We start from the raw sequence: 18,392 nt of genomic DNA on the forward strand, positions 1-18,392 counted from the left end.
TCTGTGGAATTCAGGGCCGCACGGCCGGCGTTTCCATCGGCAAGCCATGCGCCCGCGACATCAGATAGAGTTCGAGCGCGACCAGCTCGGGCGCGCCGAAATCATAGGCCTGGGCGCGGACACCGGTCATGCAACTGCGTAGCCGCCGCTCCAGCGATCCCAGCGTCTGCCATTCCAGGCGATAAAGCGGATAGCCGGTTGGCTGTCCCTGCGTGATCGGCGCGCCGGCAAGCCGGTTGTTGAAATTGTCGTCGTGGCAATTGGTGCAGGCAAGGTTGAGCTGGCCCTCGCGCTGCATGAAGAGGTCGCGGCCCTGTTCGACGAATGGCTTCAGTTGCGGATCGTCGCCGGCCGTGATCGCGACCCCGCGCGATTGGTGCGCGACCAAGGCGGACAGCGCCAGCAGGTCGCGGCTCTCGTAGGGGAGCGGCGGTGCCTGCTGATGATTGCTGCGGCACAGATTGATGCGCTGGTCGAGCGTGACCGGGCGTGCCAGCGCCTTGTCGAAGGCCGGGTAGCGCGCCGCGACGCCTTTCATGCTGCCGCGTGCATCGCCATGGCAATCCGCACAGGCCTTGTCGGCGCTGCCGGTCCTCTTCGTCCACAACGCCTCACCGTCGAGCACGAACAGCATGCCGGGATTTGAGCTGTCGTCATCCTGCATCGCACGCGTGTCCGGCCCCATGAACGAATAGCCGGAGCGACGCGCGTCCAGTCGAATCTCGCCGGCGAGCAGGGCAGGGGCCGTGGCGAGGAGCGCCGCGGCCGATATCGCGCGCCAAAAACTCATTCGACCGTGATCGACGCGGACGCGCTGGACGAATAGCCGTTGTCGCCGATCCATTCGAACTCGAACTTGCCGCTCTCCTTCGCGACCGTGAAGAACGACAGATAGGGATTGGCCGCGATCGCCGGGAAGAGATCGGCGCGAAAAATCTCGGTGCCGTTGTAGCGGCACGTAAAGCTCGTGATGATGTCGCGCGGGACCAGCGCGCCGTCCGCGGTATGGCGGAAGCCGGTCTCCATGATGTGCGAGGTCAACGTGCGGATCTCGACGATTTCGCCGCGTCTGGCTTTCGCCGGAACGTTGATGAGCGCGGCCATCAATTCATCTCCTCGGTGCAGGCGGCCAGCGTCACGACGATTTCGGTCGTGACCTGCCAGAACGTGTCGTCGGAAAGGCGCGCGATCGCCACCACCTTCTGGGTATCCGCGAGCCGAATCCGGGTCGAGACCTGGGCGCGACCGGAGGAGGGGCCGAGATGGAAGTTGCCGATGTTCGGCTGCGGATTCTTCTCGTTGAAGACGTGGATGCTCTTGACGTAGTCGTCCGCCGTCATCGGGCTCGCGACGCTCACGGTCAGCGGCACCGTGTTGCCGTTCTCGACCAGCGGCGGAATGTCGAGCTTCACCTTGCCGGTGCGTACAGGTGCTTCGCCGACGACGTTTCGGATCGCGGCGGTGAGCATCGCCGGTGTCGCCTCGATCGGCCGCAGCGTGACGATCGGGATCGTCCCGGCGACCGTCACGCTTCCGGCAAGGTTCAGGAATTGTCGTCGCGTGGTCGGCATGAACAGTCCTAGTCCCGAAGTGTTGCGAGAAAAGCCACGATGTCCTCGATCTCGGCGGCGGACAAGATCGGTTTGCCGACGAAATTTCGCCCGACCCGCACGAGGTGATCGGTGCGATAATAGGACGGCATGATGGTCTCCGGGTTGAAGCGCGCCGCATCGACCAGTCGAAGCCGCAACTGGCTCACCGTCCAGCGGTTCCCTGCACCCGAGAGGTCAGGCGCGAGGTCGCCCTGGAACCGGGTCTCCGGGAAGGGGCCGGAATGGCACAGGATGCAGGTCGTCGTGCGCGCGAGCACGAGCGCGCGCCCGCGCGCGGCATCGCCTGGCGCGCCGGTGAGCGATTCCGCAATGCCGTCGCCGGCGATGTTGTAGGGCCGGAGTTGCTCGGCTCCTGCATGGCAGGCGAAGGCGATACTGGCGGCGGTCAGCGCTGCGATATGGACCGATGTTCTAGCCAAAGGTGTCCGCCGTGATGGTTCGAAACCAGCGCTCGGCTTCGGTTGCCTCGCGGGCGCGCAATTCGCGCGGCGCATCGACCGGGCTGGTCGCGCCGCCCTCGACCTCGGCGAAGATGTCGCCCCTGGGCTGGTAATTGCCCGCGAGTGAAAAGCCGTAGCCGGGTGCGACAATGTTGTAGCAGACGCCTGTCAATCGCGGCGTTTCTGGTGCGCGGCCGGCAAGGAGGTTCACGATCGCGGCGGCGCAGGCCTTGCCCTGTGCGCTTGCCGCGGATGCCGATTTGGGAATGCCCCCGCCGAGGCAGGCATCGCCGATGACGTGGATGTTCGGGACGAGTTTCGACTCGAAGGTAACAGGATCGATCGGGCACCAGCCGGTGGCATCTGTAGCCCCCGCGATCTCGGCGATGCGTCCCGCTCGCTGCGGCGGGATGACGTTGGCGACGTCAGGGGTGTAGTTGCCGAATTCGGTGACGATGGTCCTTGTCGCGGGATCGACCGAGGTCACGCGGCCGCCTTGCGACAGCCCGATGCGTTCGATCATGTCGCCGTAAAGCTCCTTCCACGCCTTCTCGAACAGTCGCTGCTGGGAGAAATTGTCCTTGGCATCGAGGATCAACACTTTCGACCGCGGCTTCTTGGTTTTCAGGTAATGCGCGATCTGGCTGGCGCGCTCGTAAGGTGCCGGCGGACAGCGCGAGGGATTGGCGGGGATCGCAATGGCGACAGTGCCGCCGTCCGGCATGGCCTCCAACTGGCGACGCAGCAGCAGCGTCTGCGCGCCAGCCTTCCAGGCATGCGGCATCTTTTCTGATGCCGCGTCGTCGTAGCCAGGCAGAGCCTCGAAATGGAAGTCGATGCCGGGAGAGAGGACGAGACGATCATAGGGCAGCGCAACGCCATCGGCCGTCACGACGCTGCGCAGCTGCGGCTCGATTGTGGTCACGGCCTGGCTGATCACCGTCACGCCTTCGGCACCGAGCCCGTCATAGCCAAATTGCTGAGCTTCGATGTCGCGCAGGCCGGCAATTACCTCGTTGCTGAAGGGGCAGGAGGTGAAGACCGTATTGGGTTCGATCAGGATGACTTGCAGGTTTGCCTGCGCGCGCTTCAGCGCGCGGGCGCACGCGGCGCCGCCAAAGCCGCCGCCGACCACGACGAGGCGGCCCGCCGATTGCGCGCGCAGGATCGAAGGGACGGCGAATGATGTGGCCGCGGCGGCGAAGCCGAGGACGGCATCCCGCCGTGTCACCGGCGCATTCATGAGTCTTGTCCGGAAAGTGGGCCGCGGCGGCCGTTACGTCCGCCGCGGCGTTTCTCAGGCGAAGGTGATGTTCTGGTCGCGCAACGGCACCGAACGAATCCGTTTGCCCGTCGCCGCGAAGTACGCATTGAGCACCGCCGGCGCCGCGACGCCGATGGTCGGCTCGCCGACGCCGCCCCAGAAACCGCCGCTCGGCACCATTACCGATTCGACCTTCGGCATCTCGTTGATGCGCATCGAATTGTAGGTGTCGAAGTTGGTCTGCTCGATCTTGCCGTCCTTGACGGTGCAGCCGCCGTAGAACAGCGCGGAGAGGCCATAGACGAAGGAGCCCGCGATCTGCCGCTCCACCTGGGCCGGATTGACGACGTAGCCGGGATCGGTGGAGGCGACGATACGATGTACCTTGATCTTGTTGCCGTCGGTCACCGAGATTTCGGCGGCGCCGGCGACATAGCTGCCATAGCCCATCACCTGCGCAATGCCCCGATAGATGCCCTGTGGCGCCGGGGTGCTCCAGCCGATCTTCTCGGCCACGGCGTTGAGCACCGCCAGATGCTTGGGGTGATTGCCCATCAGCTTGCGGCGGAATTCGAGCGGGTCCTGGCCTGCGGCCTGGGCCAGCTCGTCCATGAAGCATTCCATGTAGATCGCGTTGTGATTGACGTTGACGCCGCGCCAGAAGCCCGGCGGAACGTGCGGGTTGCGCATCGCATGCTCGACCAGGAGGTTTGGCACGGAGTAACCGAACGCGGCTTCGCCGGACTGGGCGACGCCCTGGAACGCGGCCGGATCCATGCCGTTCTGCAGCGCTTCGGGGCGGAGCGAGAACAGGATCGATTGCCCGGATAGGCGGTAGTGCAGCGCGACCAGATTGTTGTCCGCATCGAACGCGCCGGTCATTTTGCACTGGGTGATCGGGTGATATCGGCCGTGCGCCATGTCCTCTTCGCGCGACCACAACAGCTTGATCGGCGTGCCCGGCATCTCCTTGGCGATCAAGACGGCTTGGCGGACGTAGTCGGTCTGGCCGCGCCGGCCGAAGCCGCCGCCGGGCATCACCTTGTGCACGTCGCACTTCTCCGCCGGCAGGCCCGACGCTTCCAACGTGGCCGCGAAGGCCGCCTCGCCATTCTGCGTGCCGCACCAGACCTCGCATTTGTCCGCCGTGTAGAGCGCCGTGGCGTTCATCGGCTCCATGGTGGCGTGGTTCTGGTAGGGATAGCTGTAGACGGCCTCGATCTTCTTGGCGGCACCGGCAATCGCCGCCTTGGCGTCGCCGTTCTTGTTGCCGACATAGGCCGGCTGCGCGTTGTCGAGACCCTCGGTCAGCCATTTCGCGATCGACTCGCTCGAGACCTTGGCGTTGTCGCCCTCGTCCCAGACGATCGGCAGCGCCTCCAGCGCGGTCTTGGCGTGCCACCAGGTGTCGGCAACGACCGCGACCGCGGTGTCGCCGACCTTGACGACCTTTTTGACGCCTTTCATGCCGGTGATCTTGGCTTCGTCATAGCTCTTCAGCTTGCCGCCGAACACCGGGCAGTCCTTGATCGCGGCGTTCAGCATGCCCGGCAGCTTGACGTCGATGCCGTAGATCATGGTGCCGGTGGTCTTCTCGGCGGTGTCCAGCCGCTTCACGCCCTTGCCGATCAGCTTCCAGTCCTTGGGGTCCTTCAGCTTGACATCGGCCGGTGGCGTCAACTTGGCCGCGGCCTCGGCGACCTTGCCGTAGGTCGTGGTCTTGCCGGACGGCGTGTGGGTAATGACGCTGTTGGCGGCCGTGCATTCCGATGCCGGCACTTTCCACGCCTCGGCGGCGGCCTGGATCAGCATCATGCGTGCGGTGGCACCGCCCTTGCGGACATAGTCTTGCGAAGAGCGGATGCCGCGGCTGCCGCCGGTCGAGAAATCGCCCCACACGCGCTTGCGGGCGACGCTTTGGCCCGGTGTCGGATATTCGGTCGAGACCTTCGACCAGTCGCATTCGAGTTCCTCGGCGACCAGCTGGGCAAGGCCGGTGAGCGAGCCCTGGCCCATTTCCGAGCGGGCGATGCGGATGACGACGGTGTCGTCGGGCCTGACCACGACCCAGGCGCCGATCTCGGGGGAGCCGTCGGCCGCGCGGACCACGGCGGGGCCGCCGAAGGGGATATCGAGGCCGATTGCGAGACCTGCGCCGACCGCGGCGGTGCCGACGACGAAGGCACGGCGGTTCATCCTGGGAGAGACATGCTTGTTCATGTGGCGGCTCCTTACGCGCTTGCGATCGTGTGGATCGCTTCGCGCACCTGCTGGAAGGTGCCGCAGCGGCAGATATTGGTGATGGCCTCGTCGATGTCGGCGTCGGTCGGCTTCGGCTTCTCGCTCAGCAGCGCCGCCACCGCCATGATCATGCCGCTCTGGCAATAGCCGCATTGCGGAACATCTTGGGCGATCCAGGCTTCCTGCACCTTGTGCAGTGCGTTGCCGGAGGCGAGCCCTTCGATGGTCGTGATCTTCTTGCCTGCGGCCTCGCTGACCGAAACGCCGCAGGAGCGGGTGGCGACGCCGTCGATGTGAACGGTGCAGGCGCCGCATTGTGCAATGCCGCAGCCATATTTCGTACCGGTCAGGCCGGCATTCTCGCGGATCGCCCACAGCAGGGGCGTATCCGGCTCGACGTCGAGCGTGAAGGTTTTTCCGTTGATTGTTAGGTTTGCCATCGCAGTCCCCTGATTGGTCCAATCCACCGACTGGACTCAGCGCGCAATGTGTCCGGCAAATTGGAAACGTTCAAATCAATAGTCCGAGGGGTAGCCGCCGGAGATTTCCTCCCGGCCGGCTCTGGGCACGGCTTGGGACGACGTTTACCGGCTCCTGCGCCGCCCCATTGGAACCGAGAGCGACAGTTTGTCCCTTTTGCCGGGGTGCAAGTCGACAATGCTCTGCTACAGTGGAATCAGCCAAAAAGAGGTTCCATGAACGTATCGCAGCCTTGCAAAGTCCTGATGCTCTATCCGCTGTTCTCGGCAGAGTCCTTCTGGAGCTTTGGCGAATCCTGCAAAGTGTTGGGCGTAAAGCGCCCCGCGGCCCCTTTGGGGCTGATCACCGTTGCCGCGATGCTGCCCGAGAGCTGGACGGTCCGGCTGATCGATTGCAACACGGAAGCCTTCAGCGACGAGGATCTTTCCTGGGCCGACGTCGTCTTCACCGGCGGAATGATGCCGCAGCAGGCCGACACGCTGCGCCTGATCGAAATTTGCCGTGCCGCGGGCAAGCCGGTGGTCGTCGGCGGTCCCGATCCCACCTCGAGCCCCCATATCTATGAGAGGGCCGACTTCCAGGTGCTCGGCGAGGCCGAAAGCGTTCTCCACGAATTCGTCGCCGCGTGGGACAGTGGCGCACGCTCCGGCGTCTTCATCGCGCCGAAATTCCAGGCCGACGTCACCAAGACGCCGGTGCCGCGCTTCGACCTGCTCAAGTTCGAGGACTACCTTTATCTCGGTGTGCAGTATTCCCGCGGCTGCCCGTTCACCTGCGAGTTCTGCGACATCATCGAGCTCTATGGCCGGGTGCCGCGAACCAAGACGAACGAGCAGATGTTGGTCGAGCTCGACAGGCTCTACGCCATGGGCTACCGCGGCCATCTCGACTTCGTCGACGACAACTTCATCGGCAACAAGAAGTCGCTCCGGCTGTTCCTGCCCCAGCTCGCCGAATGGCAGCGTGCCCACGGCTATCCCTTCGAATTGTCCACTGAAGCCTCTGTCAATCTGGCTGACGATCCCGAGCTATTGGACCTGATGGGCCAGGCGAATTTCTTCGCCATCTTCGTCGGTATCGAAAGTCCGGATCCGGCGACGCTGGTCGCGATGCGGAAGAAGCAGAACACGCGGCGCAACATCGCCGAGAGCATCCACAAGATCTACGCCGCGGGCATGCTCGTCACCGCGGGTTTCATCGTCGGCTTCGACAATGAGAAGCTCTCGATGGCTGATGCCATGATCGACTTCATCGAAGAGGCGGCGATCCCGGTCAGCATGGTCGGCCTGCTCTATGCCTTGCCGAACACCCAGCTGACGCGCCGCCTGGAGCGCGAAGGCCGGCTGCATCCGGGCCACGATTTGGCGCCGACCATCGGCGCGGATCAGTGCACCGCCGGGATCAACTTCGATCCGGTGCGTCCATTGCGCGACATCCTGACGGACTACAAGCGCGTGCTGGAGCACATCTACAGCCCGGCGGCCTATGCAAGGCGCATCGACCGTCTGATGACGCTGCTCGACCGCTCTCGCCAGCGCCAGGAGCTCGCGGAAGGCGATATCCGCGCCCGGATCGGCGCGATGGAAACGGTGCACAAGGTCGTCACAGCCCTTCCCGAGGCGCGCGGGCCGCTGTGGCAGACCTTCATGAACTGCGCCAAGCGCGACACCACGTCGGCGCGGATTGCCGTGCAGATGATCGCCGCCTATGCGCATCTCGGGCCGTTCTCGCGCAAGGTCATCGCTGCCATCGATACGCGCCTCGCCGCACTCGACGAGGAGACGGTCATTCCGGTCGCGACCGTCGAGGTGACGGCGGCCCGACATCTGGCCTGACGGTCTACTTCACCGCCAGCCGCAAAAAGCTCATCACGCTGCCGAGTGCCGCGAACCCGGCGCCGAGTGCCAAGGCCACGACCGCGCCGTCGTGACCGGCGAGCGAGAAGCAGGCTGCGGCGAGCGCCGCCCCCGTCGTCTGCCCGGTCAGGCGCGCGGTGGCGACGATGCCCGAGGCGCTGCCGCTGCGATGCGGTGGCGCGCTCGACATCACCGCCTTCATGTTCGGCGCCTGGAAGAAGCCGAAGCCCATGCCGCAGATCACCATCCGCCAGATGATGTCGGGAATCGCAGGATTGGCCGGCAGCATCGCGAGCAGCGCCATGCCGAGGCCGAGCAGCACGAGGCCGATGCCGCCGAGCAGTCCGACCGCGTGCCGGTCGGAGAGGCGCCCGGCGATCGGCGCCATGATGCCGACCACCAGCGGCCACGGCGTCATGAAGAATCCGGTCTCGACCTGCGAACGCCCCAGCACGTCCTCGAAATAGAACGGCAGCGAGACGAAGGCGAGGCCCTGCACCGCAAAGGAACACACCGCCGTCGCCGCCGACAGCGCGAACATCGGCCGGCTGAACAGGTCGATCGGCAGCATCGGCGCCGGATGGTCGGCATGGCGGCGCGTCAGGATGAAGCCGAGCGCGAGAGCCGTGACCAGCTCGATGCCCACGACCACCGGTGAGAGATTATGCGCAGCACTGCCGATGCCCGTGATGAACAGGCCGAGGCAGGCCGACGCGAGGGCCGCGCCGAGAAAGTCAAAGCCGTGATCGGCGCGCGGCGTCTTCGGCAGCATCGCAAATCCGATGCCGAGCGCGACGAGGCCGAACGGGATGTTGACGGCGAACAGCCATGGCCACGGGCCGAGCGCGAGGATGGCGGAGGCGATCGAGGGACCGAAGGTGAAGGCGGTCGCGACCACCAGCGCATTGTGGCCGAAGCCGCGGCCGAGCATCCGGCCGGGATAGACGAAGCGCACCAGCGCCGTGTTGACGCTCATGATGCCGCTCGCACCCAGCCCTTGCAGCGTGCGCGCAACCAGCAGGCTCTCCAGCGACCAGGCCACTGCGCAGAATAGCGAGGCGATGGTGAACAGGATTAGGCCGCCGAGATAAATGCGCTGATGCCCGACGATCTCGCCGAGTGCTCCCAGCGGCAGCAGCGTCGCCACCAGCGCGATCTGGTAGACGTTGACCACCCACACCGATTGCTCCGGGCTGACATGCAGGTCGCCGGCAATGGCGGGCAGCGCGATGTTGGCGATCGCGGTGTCGAGCGAGGCCATCGCCAGCGCGGTGAAGATCGCCGCAATGGCCCAGCGCCGCTGTGCGGCTGGAAGGCCGTCGGAAATGGTGTTGTCGGGCTCGCGCGCGCCGGCAGGTAACGTGATTGTCATTGCGTTAGCGCGTTGCTCCGGCCGCCGGCTCTATGGAACTTGGCATGTACTACGGCGCGGCCGCGTTCCACAGGCATATGCTTGCATGCAGTGTATGCGCGAAGGCTGGGCGATGAACCTGCGCGCCGGCGTATGATTGCGCGAACTGCTGCAATGTCAGGGGAGCGCCATGCACATCGTCGTTTTGCCCGGTGACGGCATCGGGCCGGTCACGACCGCGACATCAGGCGTGTTGCGTGCCGCCTCCGAGCGCTTCCAGCTCAATCTGCGGCTGGAGGAGCACGCAGTCGGGCATGCGAGCCTCAAACAATTTGGCAGGACCGTGCGCCCCGAGTTGCTCGACATCGTCCGCGCCGCGGACGGCCTGGTGCTCGGGCCCACCGCGACTTTCGATTTCAAGAATGAGGCCCATGGCGAGATCAATCCGTCGCGGCATTTTCGCAAGAACCTCGACCTCTACGCCAATGTCCGGCCGGCACGCACCTATGCGGGGCTGTCCGGCCGGGTCGGCGATTTCGACCTCGTCGTGGTGCGCGAGAACACGGAAGGGTTTTACGCCGACCGCAACATGGAGCAGGGCAATGGCGAGATGCTGGTCACGCCTGACGTCGTGATCTCGCTGCGCCGGATCACGCGCCTTTGCTGCGAGCGCATAGCGCATGCGGCGTGCCGGCTGGCAATGAAGCGGCGCAAGCATCTCACCATCGTGCACAAGGCCAATGTGCTCAAGCTCGGTGACGGCATGTTCCTCGAGATCTGCCGCGAGACGGCGAAGGCCTATCCCGGTCTTGGGATCGACGACATCCTCGTCGACGCCATGATGGCGCATGTGGTGCGCAACCCCGACCGCTTCGACGTCATCGTCGCCACCAACATGTTTGGCGACATCCTGTCCGATCTCACCGCCGAGCTCTCCGGCAGCCTCGGGCTCGGCGGCTCGCTCAATGTCGGCGACAGCCACGCCATGGCGCAGGCCGCGCATGGCTCGGCACCTGACATCGCCGGACAGGACGTTGCCAATCCGGTCTCGTTGATCCTGTCGACGGCCCTGCTGCTCGGATGGCACGGCGAGAACAGCGGCGCGGTGCGTTACGAGGAAGCCGCACGTGCGATCGAGGCGGCGGTCGCGAAGGCGATCGGCGAGGGCAGGGCGACACGCGATGTCGGCGGCAAGCTCGGCACGATCGCAGCGGGGGCCGCGATCGCGGAGATCCTGCAGGCGGGGTGAGTGGTCACGCGGGGGCTTGCGAGGTTTTTTTGAGGGCCCGAAACAAAAACGCGAAAACAACCCCATGGCCAAGTAGAGCGCCCCTTGATCGATAAGGGATTTTCGAACCGCGTCACGACGACATTCGCCGCCGCCATGACGTTGACCCGTCGGGCAAAACACTGGCAAAATGCGATCGTGGCGGAGATCGCGGCGTGAATGCATCGGTGGTGGCCGCGGGCAATTTCAGTGAGCTGACCTATGAAGTCTGAGAGGGGTGGCATCAATCTCGCGGCCAAACCAAGCGGAACGGGGTGCGTGGAATGCTCGGCTGCGGGCGGGTGGTGGTTTCACCTTCGCAGATGTGTCGAATGCGGTCACATCGGCTGCTGTGATGCGTCACCAAATCAGCACGCAACGAAACACAGCGCGGCGACAGGTCATCCGATCATCACGAGCTTCGAGCCGGGCGAACGATGGTTTTACGACTATCGCACGGGAGAGGCTTTCGCCGGCCCGAAGCTTCAAGGTCCTCACGCGCATCCGTTGGATCAGCCGGTGCCCGGACCGGACGGCGCGGTGCCTCCGGACTGGCAAACGCTGCTGCATGAGTAAGGCGGTAGGCCGTAGGATGGGTAGAGCACTTGCGAAACCCATCAGGTTTCACGTCGTATGCTGTCGATGGGTTTCGCTGCGCTCTACCCATCCTACGAAGTCCAATCGGTTCTAGAACTGATACCTCCGCAGCCCCCCATCCACCGGGATCACCGTGCCCGTGATGTACCGCGCCACCGGTGACGCCAAGAACACCGCCAACGCCGCTAGGTCCTCCGGCTCGCCCCAATAGCCGACCGGGATCTCTTCCTCCGCGAAGCGCTCGCGATAATCAGGCGCGTAGTTGCGGCGGATCTGTTCGCTCATGATGCGGCCGGGCGGGATGCAGTTGATGGTGATGCCGTGCTCGCCGATCTCGCGCGACAGGCCCTTGGCCCAGGCGTGCACGGCGGCTTTGGCGGCGAACGCGGCGTTGAGGCCTTCCGGCTCTGACTTGCCGGTGATGTTGACGATGCGGCCCCATTTGCGCTCGATCATCTGCGGCAGCAGCGCATGCGCGATGCGGCGATAGCTGGTGAAATTCAGTGCGATCGCTTCGTCCCATTGGCTGTCGGGGGCATCGACGGGGAGGGGGCGGCTGCCACCGGCATTGTTGATGAGGATGTCGACATGGCCGAGCTCTTTGAGCGCGAAGGCCGAAATCTTCTCGGCCGCGTCCTTGGCCATCACGTCCTGCTCGAAGGGCGTGATCAGACCGGAGCCGACTTCTTTCACCAGCTCGGCGAGCAGGTCGGTCCGCCGTGCCACCCCGACGACGCGCACGCCTTCGGCAGCCAAGCCCTTGGCGATGGCACGGCCGATGCCGACGCTCGCTCCGGTGACGACGGCGGTTTTCGATGTGAGCCCGAGATCCATGGTGACACGCCCTCTTGTTTGCTTTTCTGCTTGTCGCTGTTGGTTTGGCTGTTCGTTTTTCTGTTCGTTTCCTGCCCGTCCCCGTCAGCCTGATTTGCCCGACCGGGACGAGCAGTGGTAACCAAGAGCCGCGTTGAAGGAAACACGAAAAAGAAAAGGCGCCGAGCGATGGTCTGGGATCCGCAGCAATATCTGAAATTCTCCGGCCACCGGCTCCGGCCCGCCGTCGACCTCTTGATGCGGATTCCGGATTCTGGTCCGCGTGCGGTTGCCGATCTCGGCGCCGGCGCCGGCAACGTCACCAAGCTGATCAAGGAGCGTTGGCCGGACGCGACGGTGACCGGTGTCGAGGGTTCGGCCGAGATGGTCGCCGCCGGCCGCAAGGCGGCGCCGGATGTGGAATGGTCACACGAGGACCTCGGCCATTGGCGTCCGACGAAGCAATATGACGTCGTCTATTCCAATGCCGCGCTGCACTGGCTGCCCAATCATGCGGCCCTGTTTCCGTCGATCATGGAGAAGGTGACGCCCGGCGGAATGCTCGCCGTGCAGATGCCGCGCAACTTTCTGGCGCCCTCGCATGTGCTGATCGGCGAGACCGCGCTGAACGGCCCCTGGCGGTCCAAGGTCGAGCATCTCGTCACGCCGCCGCCGGTCGAAGCGCCAGCCTATTATCACGGTCTTCTTGCTCCGATGTCGGCCAATATCGACATCTGGGAGACCGAATATCTGCAGGTGCTGGAAGGCGAGAATCCCGTGAAGGAATGGACCAAGGGGACCTGGCTGACGCGCTATCTCGACATCTTGCAGGGCGACGAGAAGGCCGCGTTCGAAGCCGCCTATGGGATGCGGGTCGCGAAAGCCTATCCGAAGAACGCCGCGGGACAGACGCTGTTTCCGTTCCGGCGTCTGTTCATGGTTGCCCAGCGCAACGGCTGATCGCACTGCCGCAATGCGACATAAGCGCTCGCTTCCGGAACGGCAGCAGGAGCCGGGTTGCGCAAGATAGCTTGGCTGCGGCAAATTGGGCTTAGGTCTAGTTGTTCGGGTGGCGGATTGCTGTCAGTACTGAAATCGGAAAAAAAAAGACCCGGTTTTAGAGGTTGTTGGGAGGTTCGTTCATGCGCAAGCTGCTTCTTGCGGTCGCGGCCGCAGCCATTCTTTTGGCGCCAGCCGTTGCCGAGGCCCAGAGCCCGATCGTCATCAAATTCAGCCACGTCGTCGCCAACGACACGCCCAAAGGCAAGGGCGCCCTGAAGTTCAAGGAACTTGCGGAGAAATACACCGACGGCAAGGTCAAGGTCGAAATCTACCCGAACTCCACGCTGTACAAGGACAAGGAGGAGATCGAGGCGCTGCAGCTCGGCTCGGTGCACATGCTCGCCCCTTCGACGGCGAAGTTCGCGCCGCTCGGTATCAAGGAGTTCGAGGCGCTCGACCTGCCCTGGTTGTTCAAGGACGACCAGACCTATTCCAACGCGATGAAGGGCACGATCGGCAAGTGGCTGTTCGATAAGCTCGAGACCAAGGGCATCACCGGGCTCGCTTACTGGGACAACGGCTTCCACATGCTCTCCGCCAACCGCGCCTTGATGAAGCCGGCCGATTTCCAGGGTCTCAAATTCCGCATCTCCGGATCGAAGGTCGCCGACCAATATCTTCGTATCATGGGCTCGATCCCGCAGATCATGGCGTTTTCCGAAGTCTACCAGGCTTTGCAGACGGGCGTGGTCGACGGCTGCGAGAACACCGCGTCCAACTACCTGACGCAGAAATTCTACGAGGTGCAGAAGGACATCACCGTGTCCTATCACGCGCACCTGCAATATGCCGTCATCGTCAATTCGAAATTCTGGTCCGGCCTGCCGCCCGATATCCGCGCCCAGCTCGAGAAGGCGATGAACGAGGCGACCGACTACACTAACCAGATCGCGCACCAGGAAAACGAGGACGCGCTGGCCGAGATCAAGAAGACGGGCAAGACCACGCTGCATTATCTGACTGACGCCGATCGCAAGGCGTGGCAGGAAGCGATGCAGCCGACCTACAAATGGGCAAAGGGGCGGGTTGGGCAGGAGGTGCTCGATCTCGTCGCCAAGGAACTCGACGTCAAGATGAACTGACGCCGGCGCGCTTTGAGAACAACCATGAACGGTCGGGGGTGATCGCACTCCCGGCCGTTGCTCTTGAATGATGAGCCAAGCTGAGGGGACCAAGTTGCTGCGTGCATTGAATCGTATGCTCGATCATCTCGAGGAATGGCTGATCGCGACGATGATCGCGGCCGCGACATCGCTCATCTTCGTTGCCGTGCTGCACCGATATGGCGCTGGGCTGTCGATCGACATCGCCAAATGGGCGGAGGCGCGCAACCTGACCTTGCTGGCGGTCCCCGCGCGAGCCGCGTTCGTCTGGCTTGCCGCTCTCGACCTGTCCTGGGCGCAGGAACTCTGCATCTACATGTTCATCTGGATGGCGAAGTTCGGCGCGGCTTACGGGGTGCGCACCGGCATCCATGTCGGCGTCGACGTCCTGGTCAATGTCCTTCCCGGCGGATCGCGCCGCCGCGTCATCACGTTCGGCCTGATGTGCGGCGCCCTTTTCACCGCCATCGTGTGCTATTTCGGGGCCGCGTTCGTCAGCCAGATGTGGCAGACCGGCCAGCAATCCAACGATTTGGAAGCGCCGATGTGGCTGGTGTATCTCACCATCCCGCTCGGCTCCGGGCTGATGTGCTTCCGCTTCCTGCAGGTGGCCTGGTCGTTCTATCGCACCGGCGAGTTGCCGCATCACGACATGGCGGGCGTCGAGGGTGTCGAAATAGACCCGGTCCATCCGGCCCCGGTCACCCGCAGTCAGGTCGTCCGCGACGAACGCAGCCCGCTCGGCTGGGTCCTGATGTTGTTGCCGGTCCTGATCGTGGCCGTGTGCTTCGCCCATTCCGCGCACGTGATCACGCTGCCGCAGGGCCTGCGTGTCGCCGTCGTCTTCGGCCTTCTGCTGTCGTTGATGCTCACGGGCATGCCGATCTCGATCGCGCTCGGCCTGACCGTGCTCAGCTTCATGTTCACGTTGACCGACGTGCGGACGGAATCGGTGGCGCTGAAGCTGTTCACCGGCATCGAGAGCTTCGAGATCATGGCGATCCCGTTCTTCATCCTTGCCGGCAACTTCCTGACCCATGGCGGCGTGGCGCGCCGGATGATCACATTCGCGACTTCGCTGGTCGGTCATTGGTACGGCGGCCTTGCGCTCTCGGGCGTGGTCGCCTGTGCGCTGTTCGCCGCGATTTCCGGCTCGTCGCCGGCCACCGTGGTTGCGATCGGATCGGTGATCCTGCCCGCGATGGTCGCGCAGGGATTTCCGAAAAGGTTCGGGGCGGGCGTGATCACGACCTCCGGCTCGCTTGGAATTCTCATTCCCCCCTCGATACCCATGGTTCTTTTTGCCGTTTCCACCAACACCTCCGTCGGCAAGCTGTTCATCGCCGGCATCGTGCCGGGCCTCGTGCTCGCAATGCTGCTCGGCGCCACGACGTTCTATCGGGCCTGGCGTAACGACTATCCGAGGATGCCGAAAGCAACCCTCTACGAGCGCTTCGATGCGTTCCGCAAGTCGATCTGGGGTATCCTGCTGATCGTGATCGTGATCGGCGGCATCTACAGCGGCCTGTTCACACCGACCGAAGCTGCCGCCGTGAGCGCGGTGTACGCCTTCATCGTCGCCGTGTTCATCTACAAGGATCTGAAGCTGCGAGACGTGCCGCGGGTGCTGCTGTCGTCGGCAAATCTTTCGGCGATGCTGCTCTACATCATCACCAACGCCGTCCTGTTCTCGTTCCTGATGACTTACGAGAACGTGCCGCAAGCGCTCGCGCAGTGGATGATCGACCAGGGCCTCGGCTGGATCGGCTTCCTCCTCGTCGTCAATCTCCTGCTGCTGTTGGCCGGCAACGTGATGGAGCCGTCCTCGATCATCCTGATCATGGCGCCGATCCTGTTTCCGGTTGCGATCAAGCTCGGCATCGATCCGATCCATTTCGGCATCCTGATGACGGTGAACATGGAGGTCGGGCTGTGCCATCCGCCGGTCGGCCTCAATCTCTACGTCGCCTCGGGCATCGCCAAGATGGGTATCACCGAGCTCACGGTCGCGGTGTGGCCGTGGCTGCTGACGATGCTGGGATTCCTGGTGCTCGTGACCTACTGGCCGGGTCTGTCGCTGTGGCTGCCAAGATTGCTGGGCATGTAGCCCGCGAACACGCTGCATCCTCTCCACCTGTGGGCGCGAGAAAACGCATCACTCCGTCCCCACCATGGCAATCGACCGCGAGATGCGGTTAGATGCCGCACGCAGGCGGGGAGGAGATCAAGATGACGGACACGTCCAGCAACGAGCCGAAGGGCGCAACGCCGTTCGTCATCGCGCAGCAAACGGCGATGCTGAATGCGTTGCCGTTCTCCGACACCCGGGATTTCGACGATTCCGCGCGCGGCTTCCTCGGCACGATCGAGAACGCGGAGATCACCAATCCGCAAGGGCGGACGGTCTGGAGCCTCAAGCCTTACGGCTTCCTGTCGACTGAAGAGGCGCCGACTACGGTCAATCCGAGCTTGTGGCGGCAGTCGCGGCTCAACATGCAGCACGGCCTGTTCGAGGTCGTGCCCGGCGTGTACCAGGTGCGTGGGCTCGACATCGCCAACATGACGCTGATCGAAGGCGACAGCGGCGTCATCGTCGTCGACACCCTGACCTCGATCGAGGGCGCGCGCGCCGCGCTCGAACTCTACTACAAGCATCGCGGCCAGCGACCGGTGGCGGCCGTGATCTTCACCCATACCCACACCGACCATTGGGGCGGCGCGCGCGGCGTGCTGGAGGAGGATGCACTCGCGATCGGCCGCGTGCCGGTCATCGCGCCGAACTTGTTCATGGAGCATGCCGTCTCCGAGAACATCATCGCGGGACCTGCGATGTTGCGCCGGGCGCAGTACCAGTTCGGGCCGCTCCTCGCCAAGGGGGCGCGCGGGCAGGTCGATTGCGGCCTCGGCAAGTCGATGGCGGCAGGTTCGGTGGCGCTGCTGCGGCCGACCGATTTGATCATGGCGACCGGCGACCGGCGCGTGATCGACGGCGTCGAATTCGAATTCCAGATGGCGCCGAACAGCGAAGCGCCGGCGGAAATGCATTTCTTCATCCCGCGCTACAAGCTGTTGAACCTCGCCGAGAACTGCACCCACAATTTCCATAATCTGCTGCCGTTCCGCGGCGCCGACGTGCGCGACGCGCTGGCCTGGTCGAAATATCTGGGCGAGGCCTTGCAGCTCTGGGATGGCAAGGCGGAGGCGATGTGCGGCCAGCATCACTGGCCGGTGTGGGGACGCGAACGCATCGGCACGATGATCCGGCAGCAGCGCGACCTCTATAAGTTCGCGCATGACCAGACCATCCGCCTGATGAACCACGGTCTCACCGCGGCCGAGATCGCCGAAACGATCCAGCTGCCCCAGAGCCTGGAGGACGCCTGGCACGGCCGCGGCTATTACGGCCACATCCGGCACAATGTGAAGGCGATCTATCAAAAGTACCTGGGCTGGTACGACGCCAATCCGGTCAATCTCGATCCGCTGCCGCCGGTTGAGTCGGGCAAGAAATATGTGGTGTACATGGGCGGCGCCGACGCCATCCTCGCGCGGGCGCGTGCCGATTTCGACAAGGGCGAATTCCGCTTCGTGGCGCAGGCGCTCGGCCATCTCGTCTTTGCCGAGCCGGACAATCAGGCTGCGCGTGCGTTGCTCGCGGATACGCTGGAGCAGCTCGGCTACGCGGCTGAAAGCGCGACCTGGCGCAATGCCTATCTGTTCGGCGCGCAGGAATTGCGCCAGGGCATGCCGAAAGTGCCGGCGCGGCCGCCGATGCCGCGCGAGACGCTGGCGGCGCTGCGCACCTCACAGCTCTGGGACGTGCTCGGCATCCGCCTCAACGGACCGAAGGCGGAAGGAAAGCACATCGTGCTGAACTGGAGCTTTTCCGACACCGGCGAGACCTTCGTGCTCAATCTGGAGAACTGCGCGCTCACCTACACAGAGGGCATGCAGGCGGACAGCGCCGATGCCAGCTTCACGCTCGCGCGGTCGACGCTCGACGAGGTGATCGCAAAACTGACCAGCTTCCCGGAGGCCGTGGCCGCCGGCAAGGTCAAATTCGCCGGCAATCCGATGCGCCTCGCCGAGCTGATGGGCCTGATGGACGAATTCCCGCGCATGTTCGAGATCGTCGAGCCGAAGCGGGCGGTGGTGAGGTAGCGCTAAGCCTTCTTCCGTCATCGCGAGCGCAGCGAAGCAATCCAGAATCTCTCCGCGGGGACGGTCTGGATTGCTGCGCTCGCAATGACGGTTAATAGAGAGGAGCGCGCCCCACAAATGTCGATGGCCGGGACATGCCCCGGC

At 64.2% G+C, this 18,392-nt stretch carries 16 protein-coding genes and 1 pseudogene; 8 read left to right on the forward strand and 9 right to left on the reverse strand.

Annotated elements, in window-relative coordinates:
• Nucleotides 1–10: 10 nt before the first annotated feature.
• The 7 genes from soxA to IVB47_RS30420 are packed head-to-tail and all read right to left on the reverse strand — an operon-like array spanning nucleotide 11 to nucleotide 5,998.
• Nucleotides 11–790 carry a sulfur oxidation c-type cytochrome SoxA gene (soxA, locus tag IVB47_RS30390; RefSeq protein WP_247288447.1) on the reverse strand — a complete coding sequence of 260 codons (780 nt, stop codon included), beginning with the start codon at nucleotides 788–790 and terminating at the stop codon, nucleotides 11–13.
• Nucleotides 787–1,104 (reverse strand): thiosulfate oxidation carrier complex protein SoxZ, encoded by a 318-nt coding sequence (gene soxZ, locus IVB47_RS30395; RefSeq protein ID WP_027568779.1) that lies wholly within the window; start codon nucleotides 1,102–1,104, stop codon nucleotides 787–789. Before soxZ ends, soxA begins: the two co-directional genes overlap by 4 nt.
• Nucleotides 1,104–1,571: a SoxY-related AACIE arm protein gene (locus IVB47_RS30400; RefSeq protein ID WP_247466989.1), complete on the reverse strand. Its 468-nt coding sequence runs from the start codon at nucleotides 1,569–1,571 to the stop codon at nucleotides 1,104–1,106. The genes soxZ and IVB47_RS30400 overlap by 1 nt, the downstream gene beginning before the upstream one ends.
• Before the next feature lie 8 nt (nucleotides 1,572–1,579).
• Nucleotides 1,580–2,032: a sulfur oxidation c-type cytochrome SoxX gene (gene soxX, locus IVB47_RS30405; RefSeq protein WP_247466993.1), complete on the reverse strand. Its 453-nt coding sequence runs from the start codon at nucleotides 2,030–2,032 to the stop codon at nucleotides 1,580–1,582.
• Nucleotides 2,025–3,296, reverse strand: coding sequence for an NAD(P)/FAD-dependent oxidoreductase (locus tag IVB47_RS30410; RefSeq protein WP_247466997.1), 1,272 nt, complete (start codon nucleotides 3,294–3,296; stop codon nucleotides 2,025–2,027). Before IVB47_RS30410 ends, soxX begins: the two co-directional genes overlap by 8 nt.
• A gap of 54 nt (nucleotides 3,297–3,350) precedes the next feature.
• Entirely contained in the window at nucleotides 3,351–5,537 is a 2,187-nt protein-coding gene (locus tag IVB47_RS30415; protein WP_247466999.1) for a molybdopterin cofactor-binding domain-containing protein, read from the reverse strand.
• An 11-nt stretch (nucleotides 5,538–5,548) separates the two neighbouring features.
• Entirely contained in the window at nucleotides 5,549–5,998 is a 450-nt protein-coding gene (locus IVB47_RS30420) for a (2Fe-2S)-binding protein (protein ID WP_247360071.1), read from the reverse strand.
• Between the two features lie 255 nt (nucleotides 5,999–6,253).
• Between IVB47_RS30420 and IVB47_RS30425 the strand changes: the two genes are divergently transcribed.
• Entirely contained in the window at nucleotides 6,254–7,873 is a 1,620-nt protein-coding gene (locus tag IVB47_RS30425) for a B12-binding domain-containing radical SAM protein (protein WP_247467001.1), read from the forward strand.
• Between the two features lie 4 nt (nucleotides 7,874–7,877).
• Here the strand turns inward: IVB47_RS30425 and IVB47_RS30430 are convergent, their stop codons facing one another.
• The gene (locus IVB47_RS30430) at nucleotides 7,878–9,266 is read right to left on the reverse strand and encodes an MFS transporter (RefSeq protein ID WP_247467004.1); all 1,389 of its coding nucleotides are present in this window, start codon (nucleotides 9,264–9,266) and stop codon (nucleotides 7,878–7,880) included.
• A 169-nt stretch (nucleotides 9,267–9,435) separates the two neighbouring features.
• Between IVB47_RS30430 and IVB47_RS30435 the strand changes: the two genes are divergently transcribed.
• Nucleotides 9,436–10,494: an isocitrate/isopropylmalate family dehydrogenase gene (locus tag IVB47_RS30435; RefSeq protein WP_247467007.1), complete on the forward strand. Its 1,059-nt coding sequence runs from the start codon at nucleotides 9,436–9,438 to the stop codon at nucleotides 10,492–10,494.
• A gap of 240 nt (nucleotides 10,495–10,734) precedes the next feature.
• Nucleotides 10,735–11,088: a UBP-type zinc finger domain-containing protein gene (locus tag IVB47_RS30440; RefSeq protein ID WP_081747934.1), complete on the forward strand. Its 354-nt coding sequence runs from the start codon at nucleotides 10,735–10,737 to the stop codon at nucleotides 11,086–11,088.
• Between the two features lie 111 nt (nucleotides 11,089–11,199).
• Here IVB47_RS30440 and IVB47_RS30445 read toward each other — a convergent pair whose 3' ends face one another.
• Nucleotides 11,200–11,943, reverse strand: a complete 744-nt coding sequence (locus IVB47_RS30445) for an SDR family oxidoreductase (RefSeq protein WP_247399649.1) — start codon at nucleotides 11,941–11,943, stop codon at nucleotides 11,200–11,202.
• Nucleotides 11,944–12,111: 168 nt separating this feature from the next.
• Between IVB47_RS30445 and IVB47_RS30450 the strand changes: the two genes are divergently transcribed.
• From IVB47_RS30450 to IVB47_RS30470, 5 genes and pseudogenes are all read left to right on the forward strand, one after another.
• On the forward strand, nucleotides 12,112–12,882 hold the full coding sequence (locus IVB47_RS30450) for a methyltransferase domain-containing protein (protein ID WP_027568788.1): 771 nt from the start codon (nucleotides 12,112–12,114) through the stop codon (nucleotides 12,880–12,882).
• Between the two features lie 182 nt (nucleotides 12,883–13,064).
• A complete protein-coding gene (locus IVB47_RS30455) occupies nucleotides 13,065–14,066 on the forward strand; it encodes a DctP family TRAP transporter solute-binding subunit (RefSeq protein WP_247467010.1) in 1,002 nt (333 codons plus the stop codon).
• Between the two features lie 151 nt (nucleotides 14,067–14,217).
• A pseudogene (locus IVB47_RS35595) lies at nucleotides 14,218–14,694 on the forward strand (TRAP transporter small permease subunit); the annotation flags it as partial.
• Nucleotides 14,695–14,913: 219 nt separating this feature from the next.
• Nucleotides 14,914–16,194 carry a TRAP transporter large permease subunit gene (locus IVB47_RS35600; RefSeq protein ID WP_245287869.1) on the forward strand — a complete coding sequence of 427 codons (1,281 nt, stop codon included), beginning with the start codon at nucleotides 14,914–14,916 and terminating at the stop codon, nucleotides 16,192–16,194.
• A 122-nt stretch (nucleotides 16,195–16,316) separates the two neighbouring features.
• Nucleotides 16,317–18,248: an alkyl sulfatase dimerization domain-containing protein gene (locus tag IVB47_RS30470; RefSeq protein ID WP_247467012.1), complete on the forward strand. Its 1,932-nt coding sequence runs from the start codon at nucleotides 16,317–16,319 to the stop codon at nucleotides 18,246–18,248.
• Nucleotides 18,249–18,392: the final 144 nt, after the last annotated feature.

The sequence above is a fragment of the Bradyrhizobium sp. 62 genome (assembly GCF_023073035.1).
Classification (GTDB): domain Bacteria; phylum Pseudomonadota; class Alphaproteobacteria; order Rhizobiales; family Xanthobacteraceae; genus Bradyrhizobium.

Coding starts and splice junctions, on each gene's coding strand:
- soxA (WP_247288447.1), bottom strand. CDS start 790: ATGAGTTTTTGGCGCGCGATATCGGCCGCGGCGCTCCTCGCCACGGCC.
- soxZ (WP_027568779.1), bottom strand. CDS start 1,104: ATGGCCGCGCTCATCAACGTTCCGGCGAAAGCCAGACGCGGCGAAATC.
- IVB47_RS30400 (WP_247466989.1), bottom strand. CDS start 1,571: ATGCCGACCACGCGACGACAATTCCTGAACCTTGCCGGAAGCGTGACG.
- IVB47_RS30410 (WP_247466997.1), bottom strand. CDS start 3,296: ATGAATGCGCCGGTGACACGGCGGGATGCCGTCCTCGGCTTCGCCGCC.
- IVB47_RS30415 (WP_247466999.1), bottom strand. CDS start 5,537: ATGAACAAGCATGTCTCTCCCAGGATGAACCGCCGTGCCTTCGTCGTC.
- IVB47_RS30420 (WP_247360071.1), bottom strand. CDS start 5,998: ATGGCAAACCTAACAATCAACGGAAAAACCTTCACGCTCGACGTCGAG.
- IVB47_RS30425 (WP_247467001.1), top strand. CDS start 6,254: ATGAACGTATCGCAGCCTTGCAAAGTCCTGATGCTCTATCCGCTGTTC.
- IVB47_RS30430 (WP_247467004.1), bottom strand. CDS start 9,266: ATGACAATCACGTTACCTGCCGGCGCGCGCGAGCCCGACAACACCATT.
- IVB47_RS30435 (WP_247467007.1), top strand. CDS start 9,436: ATGCACATCGTCGTTTTGCCCGGTGACGGCATCGGGCCGGTCACGACC.
- IVB47_RS30440 (WP_081747934.1), top strand. CDS start 10,735: ATGAAGTCTGAGAGGGGTGGCATCAATCTCGCGGCCAAACCAAGCGGA.
- IVB47_RS30445 (WP_247399649.1), bottom strand. CDS start 11,943: ATGGATCTCGGGCTCACATCGAAAACCGCCGTCGTCACCGGAGCGAGC.
- IVB47_RS30450 (WP_027568788.1), top strand. CDS start 12,112: ATGGTCTGGGATCCGCAGCAATATCTGAAATTCTCCGGCCACCGGCTC.
- IVB47_RS30455 (WP_247467010.1), top strand. CDS start 13,065: ATGCGCAAGCTGCTTCTTGCGGTCGCGGCCGCAGCCATTCTTTTGGCG.
- IVB47_RS30470 (WP_247467012.1), top strand. CDS start 16,317: ATGACGGACACGTCCAGCAACGAGCCGAAGGGCGCAACGCCGTTCGTC.